The sequence below is a fragment of the Allobosea sp. NPDC055353 genome, from assembly GCF_053644975.1.
In genome coordinates this window covers 292893-305561 of record NZ_JBSHMC010000004.1, presented here as the reverse complement: position 1 = coordinate 305561, position 12669 = coordinate 292893, and the positions used below count along the sequence as shown (strand labels likewise).

General features: G+C 67.6%; 13 protein-coding genes. 7 read left to right on the top strand and 6 right to left on the bottom strand.

The features are described from left to right. Positions 1-5: 5 nt before the first annotated feature. Together ACWIEX_RS24555 and ACWIEX_RS24550 are read left to right on the top strand one after the other, a co-directional pair. Positions 6-461: a cupin domain-containing protein gene (locus tag ACWIEX_RS24555; protein WP_454035638.1), complete on the top strand. Its 456-nt coding sequence runs from the start codon at positions 6-8 to the stop codon at positions 459-461. Position 462: 1 nt separating this feature from the next. Next, the gene (locus tag ACWIEX_RS24550; protein WP_454035526.1) at positions 463-1221 is read left to right on the top strand and encodes a GNAT family N-acetyltransferase; all 759 of its coding nucleotides are present in this window, start codon (positions 463-465) and stop codon (positions 1219-1221) included. 6 nt (positions 1222-1227) lie between these two features. Here ACWIEX_RS24550 and ACWIEX_RS24545 read toward each other — a convergent pair whose 3' ends face one another. Beyond that, a complete protein-coding gene (locus ACWIEX_RS24545; RefSeq protein ID WP_454035525.1) occupies positions 1228-1770 on the bottom strand; it encodes a DUF2938 domain-containing protein in 543 nt (180 codons plus the stop codon). Positions 1771-1893: 123 nt separating this feature from the next. Here ACWIEX_RS24545 and ACWIEX_RS24540 point away from each other — a divergent pair, with 123 nt between their 5' ends. The 5 genes from ACWIEX_RS24540 to ACWIEX_RS24520 all read left to right on the top strand — a co-directional run bounded on the left by ACWIEX_RS24540 (position 1894) and on the right by ACWIEX_RS24520 (position 8487). Then, complete coding sequence (locus ACWIEX_RS24540; RefSeq protein ID WP_454035524.1) at positions 1894-2988, top strand: ROK family protein; 1095 nt, start codon at positions 1894-1896, stop codon at positions 2986-2988. Positions 2989-3212: 224 nt separating this feature from the next. Then, on the top strand, positions 3213-5801 hold the full coding sequence (locus tag ACWIEX_RS24535; protein ID WP_454035523.1) for a DUF3772 domain-containing protein: 2589 nt from the start codon (positions 3213-3215) through the stop codon (positions 5799-5801). A gap of 4 nt (positions 5802-5805) precedes the next feature. Beyond that, the gene (locus ACWIEX_RS24530; protein ID WP_454035522.1) at positions 5806-6330 is read left to right on the top strand and encodes a CAP domain-containing protein; all 525 of its coding nucleotides are present in this window, start codon (positions 5806-5808) and stop codon (positions 6328-6330) included. A gap of 162 nt (positions 6331-6492) precedes the next feature. Further along, complete coding sequence (locus ACWIEX_RS24525) at positions 6493-7695, top strand: winged helix-turn-helix domain-containing protein (RefSeq protein WP_454035521.1); 1203 nt, start codon at positions 6493-6495, stop codon at positions 7693-7695. Positions 7696-7794: 99 nt separating this feature from the next. Next, positions 7795-8487: a DUF930 domain-containing protein gene (locus tag ACWIEX_RS24520; protein ID WP_454035520.1), complete on the top strand. Its 693-nt coding sequence runs from the start codon at positions 7795-7797 to the stop codon at positions 8485-8487. A 3-nt stretch (positions 8488-8490) separates the two neighbouring features. Here ACWIEX_RS24520 and ACWIEX_RS24515 read toward each other — a convergent pair whose 3' ends face one another. The 5 genes from ACWIEX_RS24515 to ACWIEX_RS24495 form a co-directional block, all read right to left on the bottom strand. Beyond that, positions 8491-8907, bottom strand: coding sequence for a (deoxy)nucleoside triphosphate pyrophosphohydrolase (locus tag ACWIEX_RS24515; RefSeq protein WP_454035637.1), 417 nt, complete (start codon positions 8905-8907; stop codon positions 8491-8493). Further along, on the bottom strand, positions 8904-9422 hold the full coding sequence (locus ACWIEX_RS24510) for a peptidase associated/transthyretin-like domain-containing protein (RefSeq protein WP_454035519.1): 519 nt from the start codon (positions 9420-9422) through the stop codon (positions 8904-8906). Before ACWIEX_RS24510 ends, ACWIEX_RS24515 begins: the two co-directional genes overlap by 4 nt. After that, a complete protein-coding gene (locus ACWIEX_RS24505; protein WP_454035518.1) occupies positions 9419-10348 on the bottom strand; it encodes a DMT family transporter in 930 nt (309 codons plus the stop codon). Before ACWIEX_RS24505 ends, ACWIEX_RS24510 begins: the two co-directional genes overlap by 4 nt. Then, positions 10329-11579 (bottom strand): bifunctional glutamate N-acetyltransferase/amino-acid acetyltransferase ArgJ, encoded by a 1251-nt coding sequence (gene argJ / locus ACWIEX_RS24500; RefSeq protein ID WP_454035517.1) that lies wholly within the window; start codon positions 11577-11579, stop codon positions 10329-10331. Before argJ ends, ACWIEX_RS24505 begins: the two co-directional genes overlap by 20 nt. Before the next feature lie 161 nt (positions 11580-11740). Continuing rightward, a complete protein-coding gene (locus tag ACWIEX_RS24495; protein WP_454035516.1) occupies positions 11741-12598 on the bottom strand; it encodes a peptidylprolyl isomerase in 858 nt (285 codons plus the stop codon). Positions 12599-12669: the final 71 nt, after the last annotated feature.

Below are 12669 nucleotides of genomic sequence, written 5' to 3'. Positions count from 1 at the left end.
TGACGATGCGGCTGGACGGGCTGACGGCGACGGAGGTCATCCGCCTGCTCGATCTCAGGCCCCATCCGGAGGGCGGCCATTATCGCGAGACCTTTCGCGATCCGGCCGGGCCGGAGGGGCGGGGTTTTTCGACAGCGATCTATTATCTGCTCGACACCGGCGAGACCTCGGAATGGCATCGTGTCGATGCTGCCGAGATCTGGCATCATTACGCTGGCGCACCTCTGGTGATCACCGTTTCGCCGAACGGTCATGATGCCTCGGCTCATCATCTGGGCACGGAGCTTGCTGCCGGCCAGCGGCCGCAATTCGTGGTGCCGGCCGGCTGGTGGCAGAGCGCGACCTCGCTCGGCGCCTGGACGCTGGTCGGCTGCACGGTCGCGCCGGGCTTTGAATTCAAGGGCTTCGAGATGGCGCCGCCGGGCTGGCGGCCGACACCACGCAAGCCATCCGGGGGATAGGATGCTGACAAAGACGGAAGACAGCGAAATCGTGCTCGGCTGCGAGCGGCGCATCATCAATGCCTGGCCGGCGCTGTCGACGCTGATCGTTGGCGACTGGGTGCTGCGTTTCGCGAACGGCTATTCGGGTCGGGCCAATTCGGCGACGCCGCTGAGCTATGGCGCCGAGCTCGACGCCACGATGCTCGACCTGATCGAGGAGCTTTATCGTGCGGACGGGCTGACCCCCGCAATCCGCCTGACGCCGCTCGTGGCGGAGGCGACGCGCGCGGCGGTGCTGGAGCGCGGCTACCGGGTCAAGGACAAGTCCTTCGGCCAGATCGCACCGCTTGCCTGCTTTACAGCGTCGGAGGAGCCGGAATTGCAGATCGAGGCGCGGCCGAGCCAGGAATGGACGGCCGGCGCTGCTGCCCTGCAGAGCGGCAACAAGACCCATGCCGGCAATCTTGCGGCTGTCATCGAGAAGGTCCGGCTGCCGGCGGCCTTTGCGACCTGGCTGGTCGAGGGCGAGGCGGTCGCCTTCGGCATGAGCGTCGCCGAGCGCGGCATGGCCGAGATCGGCCTGATCTGCGTCCATCCCGATCATCGCGGCCATGGCTATGGCCGCAGGATCGTGCAGGGGTTGATGGGCTGGGCCGGGGCGATGGGCTGCCACAGCGCCTATCTGCAGGTCGAACAGAGCAATGCGGTCGCGATCAGTCTCTATGGCAGTCTCGGCTTCCGCACGCTCTACCAATATGAGACGCGCATTCTCGATTGAGCCGTTTCAACACGTCAGCAGCGCCGTGCCGTAAAGCCCGAGGCCGAAGAGGGTGTGGCTGACGATGTTGAGCAGCCGGATCTGGCCCGCGTTCGGCTTCTTCGAGGCGGCTACGCCCATGCCCATACCTGGTTGCAGGATGAACCAGCCGCAGCCGACCGTGACCCAGCCGACAATCAGTGCCGGCAGCAAGGTTGGATTGCGAGCCCAATCGGTACCGGCGATCGCCAGCACGATCCCGGCAAAGGCGATGCCGACGAGGTAATGGCAGATCCAGCCGATCGCGAGCTCCCCGGCGACGGGCTCGGAGCTGGCGATGTCCTCATGCGAGACGCGGCCGCGCGGCAGATGGGCGAACCAGCGGCCGGGCATCGCCCAGTTCGGCTTGGGAAAGCCGAAAAGGCGTAAAGCCTGAGCCCAGATATCGGTGAGCGCGGTCGCGCCGGCGCCAATGACGATCACCCGCAAGATCAGATCCGACACGTTCCATCCCCCAAGCCGCTTCGACGCGGTGCATCCTGTTGGAGCGGCGATCGCGGCAGCGGTCAACCGTCGCGGTGAGCGAGCCGCGCGAGGGCGGGCTGCATGCGGCGCATCGCCCCGCCCGGGGGAACCGCGAAGGTGGCCGGCGGGTTGCCTCTGCTGATCCATACGCGACCGAGGGGGACCATCATGGCCACGGCAACCGCCGAGACATCACGCAGTGCGGCCAAGGCCGCGACCGGGCCGCATGGCGCGGCCGAACTGCCTTCGGTGGTGGTGACCAGCTATAATCTGGAGGTTCGCGACGATGACGGCTTTGTCGGCGACAAGGCGAGTCGCGGTGCCTTCATCGAGCATCTCGACGCGCTGCGCAGTCACCTCAAGCGCAACGGCGACGATCCGCTGGAGGGCAAGACCGCCGAGATCAGCAAGAAGGAGCTCGATGCGCTGCTCAAGGAGGGCGATGCCGCTGAAGCCGCGCTGGTGCTCAGCGCCGTCGAGGGTTTCGCTCAGTCGCTCGCCTTCGTCATCCGCCGCTTCGCGCGCCTGAAGAGCTGGGCCGCCATCGAGCGCATCGTGGTCGGCGGCGGCTTTCGCGAAAGCCGTGTCGGCGAGCTCGCCATCGCGCGTGCCGCGATCATCCTGCGGACCGACGGGCGCGATCTCGAACTCGTCCCGGTCAGCCATCACCCCGACGAGGCCGGGCTGGTCGGCAGCGCCCATCTCGCGCCGAAATGGATCTTCGAGGCTTATGACAGCCTCGTCGCCGTCGATATCGGCGGTTCGAACATCCGTGCCGGGATCGTCGAGCTCAGGCAGAAGAAGGCGCCCGACCTGAGCAAGGCGCGGGTCTGGAAATCGGATCTCTGGCGCCATGCCGACGAGGAGCCGAGCCGCGACGAGGCGATAAAGCGCCTGGGCGAGATGCTGCGCGAGCAGATCGGCAACGCCGAGAAGGAGGGGCTGCGGGTCGCCCCCTTCATCGGCGTCGGCTGCCCCGGCCTGATCCAGCCCGACGGCGCCATCGATCGCGGCGCGCAGAACCTGCCCGGCAACTGGGAAAGCAGCCGCTTCAACCTCGTCGACAGCATCCGCGACCTCGTGCCCGAGATCGGCGAGCACGAGACCGAGGTCGTCATGCACAATGACGCGGTGATCCAGGGCCTGAGCGAGATGCCGGCGATGCAGGATGTCGAGAACTGGGCCGTGCTGACGATCGGCACCGGCCTCGGCAATGCGAGCTACCACAACCGTGTCAAGGCGAAGGGCAAGGGGCGCGACTGAGAGCTACGCCGACAAAAGCGCTGCTTTCGCCATCTTCAGGTCGTGTTTTACGGCGATGAGGCGGCGGGGTCCGTCTCCCCACCTCGTTTCATCCGCAAGCTCGGAAGCCCTTCGTGCCGGTCGAATTCCGCTCTTCATCTTGCCTTGCGCGCATGGCTGTGGCGAGGGTCGAATCGGAGCCGAATCATTCGGCCGGACAGGGCCTCACCACCATGGCAGCGCAGATGGCGCACGCATCGTTCAGGGGTCTGCAAGGCCTGCTGACCGCTTGTCTCGTTCTTATGGTGCTGACGCTCTCGGGGGCGGGCCCGTCCTTCGCGCAGACGCCGGCGGAGCCGGGCAGCCTTCGCGCCCGGCTGGACATCGTTCGCACCGATCTTGCCCAGATCGAGGCGACGCTGGCCTCGCCCGATCCGAGCGACGCCGAATTGCAGCGGCAGCGTCTGCGGCTGCAACCCTCGCTCGACCAACTGCGCCTGATCGTCGACGAGCAGACGCCGAAGGTCGACCAGGCCAAGCTCAGGCTCGACCAGCTCGGCCCCAAGCCGGAGGCGAGTGCGCCGGCCGAGAGCGCCGAGATCGTCCGTGACCGAGAGGCGCGCGCCAAGGCCTATGCCGACGCCGACGAGACGCTGAAGATCGCCAGGGCCTCGCTGCTCCAGGCCGAGCAATTGCAGAGCAGCATCGGCGACAAGCGCCGGGACATCTTCGCCAAGGCGCTGTTCGCCGCCGGCCCTTCCGTGGCGAACCCCGAGGTCTGGGGCAACGCGATCGCGACGGCGCCGGAAGACCTGCGCGCCTCCGGCTACATCTTCGGCGGCTGGCTGGAGGGCGTGGGCGATGCCTTTTCCGGCACGCGCGGCACCGTGGTCGCGCTCGCCCTGATGGGCGCTCTCCTGCTCTATCTGGCGCGGGCGCGCTATCTGCCGCGCTTCAAGGCGCGCTTCAGCAACACGCAGGACACCGGCAACCTGCACTGCCTCTATATCGCGCTCGCCCATATCATCGCCGGCGCGGCGCCGCCGGTGCTGGCGAGCTGGCTGATCTACAAGGCCCTGAACACGACCGGGCTTTTGCCGCCCCGCATCCAGCCGGTGATCTGGGCCGTCGTCGTGGGCCTGGCATTCTTCGCCTTCGTGCAGGCGCTGGCCGATGCGTTGTTCGCACCGTCGAGCCCGCAGCGGCGCCTCGTCAAGGTGATGGATACGACGGCGCGCAGCGTCGTCTGGATCGCCGGCTCGCTTGCGGCCGTCATGTCTGTCGGCAAGGTCTTCGAGGCCTGGCTGCAGGCGATCGCCGCCGGTCTCGCCGTCTCGATCATCGTCAAGGCGCTCTTCGCCATCCTGTTCGCGCTTGCGCTGATCGCCGGACTCTACCGGATTCGCGACGATGACGATGTCGAGCAGGAAGCCTGCCTCGGTCCTTACGTCCCCGTGGATGGCGCGAGCCTGGGGCCGGTGCGCATCCTCGGCTGGATCATAGGCTTCGGCATCATCGCGGCGGCGCTCAGCGGCTATGTCGTCTTCGCCGCCTTCCTGGCCGAGCAGGCGCTCTGGGTCGGCATCGTCGCCTGCCTGTTCCTGCTGGTCTTCCAGTTCATCGACCTCGGCATTCCGGTGTTGCTCGGCGGCAAGGGCCGCTTCGCCCTGACGCTGAAGGCGGGCATGGGCCTGCGCGCCGCCACGCTCGACAAGATTTCGGTCGTCAGCGTCGGCGTGCTGAAGCTGCTGCTGATCGCGGTGACGCTGCTGCTCATCCTCGCGCCCTGGGGGCTGGAATCGAGCGACTTCCTCGTCTCGCTGCGCGCCGCCTTCTTCGGCTTCCAGGTCGGCGGCGTCACGGTCTCGCTCTCGACGATCGTCGTCGGCGCGATCGTCTTCGCGATCGGCATCGGTGCGACGCGGGCGATGCAGCGCTGGCTCGATAACCAGTTCCTGCCGACGACGGCGCTCGATACGGGGTTGCGCAACTCGATCACCACGGCGGCCGGCTATGTCGGCTATATCGCGGCGGCGGCGATCACCGTCACCGCGGTGGGCCTGAGCCTGGAGCGCCTGACGCTGGTGGCGTCGGCGCTTTCGGTCGGTATCGGTTTCGGCCTGCAATCGGTGGTGTCGAACTTCGTCTCGGGGCTGATCCTGCTCTGGGAGCGGCCGATCCGGGTCGGTGACCAGGTCCTGGTCGGCGACATCGAGGGCATCGTCAAGCGCATCAATGTCCGCTCGACGGAGATCGCGACCTTCGACCGGGCGACCGTGATCGTCCCGAACTCGAACCTGATCTCGGGCGTGGTGCGCAACCGCGTCCGCAACGACCGGACCGGCCGTGTGCTGATCGCGCTCACCGTGCTGCGCTCGCTGGATGCCGGCCAGGTCCGGGCGATGCTGTCCGAGGTCGCGGCGAACCATGGCGATGTCATGCAGAAGCCGCCGCCGGCCGTGATGTTCAAGAAGCTGGGCACCACGACGATGGATTTCGAGCTGATCTGCGTGGTCGGCGATGTCGAGATCACGGGCCGGGTCAACAGCGACCTGAACTTCGCGATCCACAAGCGCCTTGCCGAGATGGAGCCGGCCGCCTCCACGCCCGAATTGATGGTACGCGGCCTCGAGGGCGTCGAGCATTCGCTCGGCAGCATCGCCGCGGCGGTCGGCCGGGGAGATGGTGCGCGTAGCCGCGTGAAACGGGAAGCGCCCGCTCCGGTGCGCCGCTCGCGCAAGCCGGTGGTGGCGGCGGAGCCCGAGGACGAGGAGGCCGAGGCCGTCACGCCTGCTCCCGCGCCCGAGCCCGCCAAGGACGACAGCAAGGAATGATCGGATGCCCAGCTTTCTGCGCCGCGCCGCGGCCTCGCGCGCGATGACCTGCCCGGCGGCTGTTGCCGGCGCGCTCGCGCTCCTCGGCGTCGCCGGCTGTGTCGAGCCGCAGCGCCAGGGCCAGCCGGCCTTCTATCGCGATCTCGGCTCGGCCTCGGCCCGTGTCGATACCGAGCAGGCGCGGGCGATGATCTCGGCCTACCGCCTCAATGCGGGCCTCGGCGCGCTGACGCTCGACCCCGCTCTCGTCGAGGCCGCCCAGCGCGAAGCGACCGTCATGGCGGGGTCGGACAAGCCGGCCCAGGCCGATGCGGTCAAGGCGCGCCTCGCGCGGGAAGGACAGGCCGGAGCCGAAGCCAATCTCTCGGCCGGCTACCGCCGTCTCGCCGAGGCCTTCTCGGGCTGGCGGGATTCGCCGCAGCATGATCGCGTCATGAAGGACGCGAAGGCCAAACGCATGGGCATCGCCACGGCCTATGCGCCGGGCTCGAAATATCAGGTCTACTGGGCGCTGATCGTCGCGCCATAGCCGGCAGCAGCTCTGGTGGCGTCCGCCTTCCTGAGCAGCAAGCCTATGGACTGAGCGCCTATCAAGCCCGCCGCTTCAAGCGCGACGCTCCCGCCAATGGCTGTCAGCTACGAAGCGCTCGGGCCCTTACCGAATGGTGCGGGTGCGGCTAGCCTGTTTCCCATGCCTCCGCGATCCCGCAAGCCGATCTCCCTTCCCGTCGAACAGGCCCGCCGCCTCTGGCTTCATGCCCAGCGGCTCGACCGGCGCGACCCTTTCGGGGCGGGGCCGGACGCCGCCCGCGCCGCGATCGAGCATCTCGGCTATGTCCAGATCGACACGATCAACGTGATCGAGCGCTGCCACCATCACATCCTCTATGCCCGCATCCCCGCTTATCGCCGGGCCGATCTCGCCGATCTGCAATCGGTCGGGAAGAGCGTCTTCGAATATTGGACGCATGCGCTGGCCTACGTGCCCACCCGCGACATCCGCTATTTCCTGCCGGCGATGAAGGCGCATCGCGAGGAGCCGAAGCGCTGGTCGGCGGTCGGCGCCCGCGAGGAGACGCGCAAGCTGTTGCGCCGCATCCGCAAGGACGGCGCGCTGTCGATCCGCGATATCGAGGAGGAGCTGATCGAGAAGGCGCATCTCTGGGCCAGCAAGAAGCCGTCCAAGGGGCTGCTGGAACGGGCCTTCTACGATGGCGAGCTCGCGATTTCGGCGCGGGCCGGCATGGTCAAGACCTATGAACTGTTCGACCGGCATTTCCAGTGGGAGAAGAAGCCGACCCCGGCGAGCGAGCGGCAGATCACCGCCTATCTGCTCGACCGGGCGCTCCGGGCACAGGGGCTGGTCAGCCTCGATTCGATCTGCCATCTCGACGCGCCCTCGAAGAAGGCCGTGGCCGAACTGATCGCCGCTCGCGTCAAGCGCCGGGACCTCGTTCCGGTGGCCGTGGCAGGCGCCGGCAAGACGCAGCACTGGGCCGCCCCGGCCGCGCTGGAGCCGCTTGCTGCGCCGGATGAGACGCTGATCCATATCCTCTCGCCCTTCGATCCGCTGATGATCCAGCGCAAACGGGCGAAGCTCCTGCTCGACTATGCCCATGTCTTCGAGGCCTATCTGCCGAAAGAGAAGCGCGCCTATGGCTATTTCGGGCTGCCGGTCCTGGCGGGCGAGCGCGTCGTCGCGGTGCTCGATTTGAAGACCGACCGGGCGGCCGGCAGGCTCCTGATGCAGCAATGGACCTGGCTCGATGATTGCGAGACGCCGGTATTGAAGGCGGCGATCGAGGAGGAACTGCAGCGTTTCGAGCGCTTCCAGCTCGCGCGCGACGAAGCCGTGACGGAGCCTGAGCCCGAGATCACAAAAATGCCGGCTTGATCGTCGCTGTTGCCCGACAAGGGAGCAGGGGCACAAGGCCGGATGACGAGGATGGTTCGATCGGGGGTGCCTGCCCGCGACAGGGCGGCGGCCTGAACCATGGAGGTCGCGCTCCCGGCACGGCCCTCGATGCCCGCTCCGGGCCTGCAAGTCGCTGTGATTCTTCATGCGGCGCTCCTTGCGTGGCTGGCTGCTTTCGCGGTTCAGAGCTTCGATCCGGCGCCGGTCACCGAGCAAAGCATCGAGGTCGAGCTGCAGACTCCCGAGGAGTTCGAGGCGCTGACCCGACTGAGGCCGCCGCCGGTCGCCGCCATTCCCGCCCCTGCAGCACCGGTGCTGCCGGATGCTCTGCCGAAGCCGGATGAGCCTGCTCCGAGTGCCTCGCCTGCCCCGGTCGAAGCTGACGGCATGATCCACCCGTCGCGCATGCTGTCGCAGCGGGTTCTGGCCGATCCGCGCAGCCGCGAGACTGTCGCGCTGCTGCCGCGGCTCGCGCCGGACGAGCGCGTCGAACAGCTCTGCGGTTTGGAAGCGATGGGCCAGATCCATGACTGGCAGCGCAGCTTCGAGCCGGATCGCGTCACCGCCTATGCGCAGGCGAGCACAAAGCTCTCAGGCCGGGTCCTGACGGCGGAGGGCGCGGCCTTTCGCAGCAAGCGGAGCTGGTACGGCCTGCGCTTCGCCTGCACCGTCTCGGCCGACCTGAAGCGTGTCACCGCCTTCGCCTTCCATGTTGGCGAGCCGATCCCAAGGGAAAGCTGGGAGGCGCTCGGCCTGCCGGCCGTGCATTGAGCTTCAGGCGCCGAGCAGGTCGATCAGCGGCGGGATCAATGGCTCGTCGGCCGGCGGCATGGCGAGATCGCGCAACTTGCCGGGGCGGACCCATTTCAGGGCCTGGCCCTCGCGCGACATCGCCGTGCCCTCCCAGCGCCGGCAGATATAGAACGGCATCAGCAGATGGAATTCGGGATAGGCATAGCTCGCGAAGGTCAGCGGTGCGATGCAATCCTCCTTCACGGTGATGCCGAGTTCCTCGGACAATTCGCGGATCAGGGCCGGCTCCGGCCGCTCGTCGGGCTCCAGCTTGCCGCCGGGAAACTCCCACAAGCCCGCCAGGGCCTTGCCTTCGGGCCGCTGGGTGACGAGCACACGGTTATCGGCATCGATCAGGGCGCAGGCGACGACGAGGAGCAGCTTCACAGGAGAACTCAGTTGCCGGAGAGAATGACCTGGACGGGCTCGGTTTCCTTGCCCGTCAGCGTGACGCTGTCATAGACCGAGCCGCCCTCGCGCGAAAAGGCGGCCTCGTCTCCCCAGATCACCTGCGTGGTGAGGAAGTAGGTTCCCGGCGCGACCTTCTCGAAGACGAAGCGGCCGTTGGACTCCGCCTTGGTCGTGCGGGTGTACCGCGCATAGGCCGGGTCGACCTCGTCGTCGCGCGGATAGGCGCTGTGAGGGATGTATTTGCGCTTGCCGTAGAGATTGGCGAAGCGCTCGCGCGCGAAAGCCGTGGCCGGGATCAGGCGGACGACTTCGCCGGCCGCATTGACCACTGCCCCGCTCGGCTTGGTGCGGAAGGCGTGGCCGGTGATGACGCCGTTGCCCGGCTTGTTGATGAAGGCTGCTTCCTCGGTCGAGAAGGCCATCGTCGCCGGCTGGCGCGTGGCCTGGCAGCCTGCCATGACGGCGCCGGCCAGGGCCACCGCCGCGAAAGTCCCGATCTTCATGACGCCCCCACCCTGCGCGGCGCCGTCGTGACGAGGAAGACGCCGGCCAGGATGATGCCGCCGCCGAGGACCTGCCGCAACTCCAGCGCCTCGTCCAAGACGACGACGCCGAGGATCACCGCCACGGTCGGGACGAGATAGCCGGTCATCGCCGCCCGGGTCGGGCCCGCGGCCCGGATCAGCCGCATGAACACCGTCACCGGAATGGCCGTGGCGACGACCCCGAGCATCAGCATCGCCGGCAGGTGGTTGCCGAGCGGCAGAAAGGCAGCCGGCCCGAGGATCGCGAGCGTCAGTGTCGTCGCGATCATGCCGGAGAGCATCTGCTGGCCCAGCGCCAGCCGGGCCGGGTCGCCGGTCGCGGAGGGAACCGTTCGGACATAGATGTTCGCGGACGCATAGCTCAGTGTCGCCCCGATCATCGCCAAGACGCTGAGCGCGGTGCCGCCGCCCTCGAACAGGCGCGGCCCGATCAGCAGAGCGACGCCGGCCATGCCGAGCAGGATGCCGCCGAGCCGACGTCGGCTCAGCCTCTCCTCCGAGAAGGCGAAATGAGCGATGAGCGCGACGACGAGAGGCCCCGCCGCCTGGATCATCGCCGCCGGACCGCTGGCGAGCTGCGTCAGCGCATAAGCGACCAGCACGTTCGGCAGCCAGCCATTGGTGGTGCCGAGGACGATCCAGGGCAGGATCTCCGCCTTGCGCGGCAGCGGATTGCGCCCGCGCCACAGGCTCCAGAGCGACAGCGAGACTGCGCCGAGGATACCGCGGCTGGCAGCGATGGTGAGAGCCGAGACGTCCCCGCTCATCAGCTTGATGAACAGATAGCTCGACCCCCACAGCAGGGAGCAGATCAGCAGGTTGAAGGCGATGAAGCCGCGCCCGGGCTCCTGAGCCGGCGCAGCCTCAGGAGCGGTAGTCGCCATTGATCTCGACATAGGCCTTGGTGAGATCGCAGGTCCAGACCGTGGCCTTGCCGCGCCCGATGCCGAGATCCGCGGTGATGACGATATTGTCGCCCTTCATATACTCGGATACCGCGTGCTCATCATAAGAAGCAGCACGCGCCCCCTGCCTGGCCACGACGATATCGCCGAAGCCGATATCGAGCCTGTCGCGGTCGGCCGGTTCGCCGGCCTTGCCGACGGCCATGACGACGCGGCCCCAATTGGCGTCCTCGCCGGCGATGGCGGTCTTGACCAGCGGCGAATTGGCGATCGAGAGCGCGACGCGCTTGGCCGAGCGGGCCGAAGTCGCGCCGGTGACCCGGATCTCGACGAATTTCCGCGCGCCTTCGCCGTCCTTGCAGACGAGATGGGAGAGTTCGAGCAGGATCGAATTCAGCGCGCGCTTGAAGCCGGAGAGCCTGGCGTCGTTGATCTCGGTGATCACCGGCACGCCGCGCGCGGCCGCCTTGCCGGTGGCGAACAGCATGAGCGTGTCCGAGGTCGAGGTGTCGCTGTCGACGGTGACCGCGTTGAACGAGCCCTTCACGCCCTTGGAGAGCAGGGCCTGCAGCACGGGCGCGGCGATCGGAGCGTCGGTGAAGACGAAGGAGAGCATCGTCGCCATGTCCGGAGCGATCATGCCGGCGCCCTTGGCGATGCCGGCGATGACCACGTCCTTGCCGTCGATCTTGGCCTTGCGGGTCAGGGCCTTCGGGAAAGTATCGGTGGTCATGATCGCGCGGGCGGCGTCGATCCAGGGCCCATCGGTGGCGCGTTTGGCGCAGTCGTCGAGCACGCCCTTGAACTTGGTCGCGTCGAGCGGCTCGCCGATCACGCCGGTCGAGGCGATGAAGACCTCTTCAGGCTTGCAGGACGCCGCCTTGGCTGCGATCTCGGCGGTGAGCTTGACCGCGTCGCGGCCCTTGAGACCGGTGAAGGCGTTGGCATTGCCGGAATTGACGACGACGGCTCGCGCCGAGCCCTGCTTCAGGTTCTCGCGGCACCAGTCGACCGGGGCGGAGGGGCATTTCGAGCGGGTGAAGACGCCGGCGACCTGCGTGCCCTCGTCGAGCAGCGCGAACCAGACGTCCTGGCGGCCCTTGTAGCGGATGCCGGCCTCGGCAGTGGCGAAGCGCACGCCCGGCACGGCTGGAACCTTGGGCTGGCGCTTCGGCGCGAGCGGGGAAACGGGGACATCCTTGCCGGCCATCGGGCTTCCTCCTGCGGAGCACTGCGCGAGGGTCGGCGAATCGTCCGTCCGCCGGGCAGTGCGTCTCGTTCGAGAATCCCTCTGCCGCAGGCCGATGACGAAAACAAGAAGGGCGGCTGCAAGGGCCGCCCTTCAAAATCGCGTGGTACGGCGCGAAGCGCTCAGTTCTTCTTCGGCTCGGCCGGCTTGGCGGCGTCCGGAGCGGGAGCAGCAGGTGCTGCCGGCTTGTCGAGGCGCTCGACCTTGGCCTTCTCGCGCATGGCGAGGACGAGGTCCTGCTGGGCCTTGCGCTCGAGATACTGATCGATCTGCGGCTTCACGGCGGCGAAATCCGGCAGCGGCTTGGAGCGCTTGTCCTCGAGCTTGATGACATGCCAGCCGAACTGGCTCTTCACCGGCTCGGAAATCTCGCCCTTCTTCAGCTTGAAGGCGGCTTCGGCGAATTCCGGCACCATGCGGTCCTTGGTGAACCAGCCGAGATCGCCGCCCTCCTTGCCGGAGCCGGGATCCTTGGAGAGCTCGGCCGCGACCTTGGCGAAATCCTCGCCCTTCTTCAGCCGCTCGACCGCGGCCTTGGCCTGCGCCTCGTCCTCGACGAGGATGTGGCGGGCATGGGCCTCTTCCTCGGGCGCCATCGCCTTGGTGGTGTCGTCGAAGAGCTTCTTCGCCGCCTCGGGAGTGACGGCCTTCTTGCCCTCGCGGGTCAGGTATTCGTCGAGCAGCACCTTCTCGCGGTAATAGGCGAGGCGGGCGGCGAAATCGGGTGTATCGCCGATCTTGGCCTCGGCCGCGGCTCTGGCGCCGAGCTTGAGATCGACGAGATAGTTCACGACCTCGTCGCGCTTGCGCTCCTCGGGGAGCTGGGCGAGGCGCTCGCCGAGATCCTCAGTGGCGAGCTGGACGTCCTTTTCGGTAATGGCGATGCCATCGACCTTGGCGACGACCTTGTCCGCCTGGGCGAAGGCCGGTGCCGCCAGCAGCGTGAAACCGAGGACGGCGATGAAACGGGCTGAGTTCATGAATGACGGCCTTTCGTCGGAAACCGAGGCGGTTTGACGGCTGCACTGCCCGATGAACGCGGCAAAGGCAA

What these genes read in the sequence shown, in the direction of transcription:
- ACWIEX_RS24555 (WP_454035638.1), top strand. Translation starts at nt 6, where the DNA reads ATGCGGCTGGACGGGCTGACGGCGACGGAGGTCATCCGCCTGCTCGAT.
- ACWIEX_RS24550 (WP_454035526.1), top strand. Translation starts at nt 463, where the DNA reads ATGCTGACAAAGACGGAAGACAGCGAAATCGTGCTCGGCTGCGAGCGG.
- ACWIEX_RS24540 (WP_454035524.1), top strand. Translation starts at nt 1,894, where the DNA reads ATGGCCACGGCAACCGCCGAGACATCACGCAGTGCGGCCAAGGCCGCG.
- ACWIEX_RS24535 (WP_454035523.1), top strand. Translation starts at nt 3,213, where the DNA reads ATGGCGCACGCATCGTTCAGGGGTCTGCAAGGCCTGCTGACCGCTTGT.
- ACWIEX_RS24530 (WP_454035522.1), top strand. Translation starts at nt 5,806, where the DNA reads ATGCCCAGCTTTCTGCGCCGCGCCGCGGCCTCGCGCGCGATGACCTGC.
- ACWIEX_RS24525 (WP_454035521.1), top strand. Translation starts at nt 6,493, where the DNA reads ATGCCTCCGCGATCCCGCAAGCCGATCTCCCTTCCCGTCGAACAGGCC.
- ACWIEX_RS24520 (WP_454035520.1), top strand. Translation starts at nt 7,795, where the DNA reads ATGGAGGTCGCGCTCCCGGCACGGCCCTCGATGCCCGCTCCGGGCCTG.
- ACWIEX_RS24510 (WP_454035519.1), bottom strand. Translation starts at nt 9,422, where the DNA reads ATGAAGATCGGGACTTTCGCGGCGGTGGCCCTGGCCGGCGCCGTCATG.
- ACWIEX_RS24505 (WP_454035518.1), bottom strand. Translation starts at nt 10,348, where the DNA reads ATGGCGACTACCGCTCCTGAGGCTGCGCCGGCTCAGGAGCCCGGGCGC.
- argJ (WP_454035517.1), bottom strand. Translation starts at nt 11,579, where the DNA reads ATGGCCGGCAAGGATGTCCCCGTTTCCCCGCTCGCGCCGAAGCGCCAG.
- ACWIEX_RS24495 (WP_454035516.1), bottom strand. Translation starts at nt 12,598, where the DNA reads ATGAACTCAGCCCGTTTCATCGCCGTCCTCGGTTTCACGCTGCTGGCG.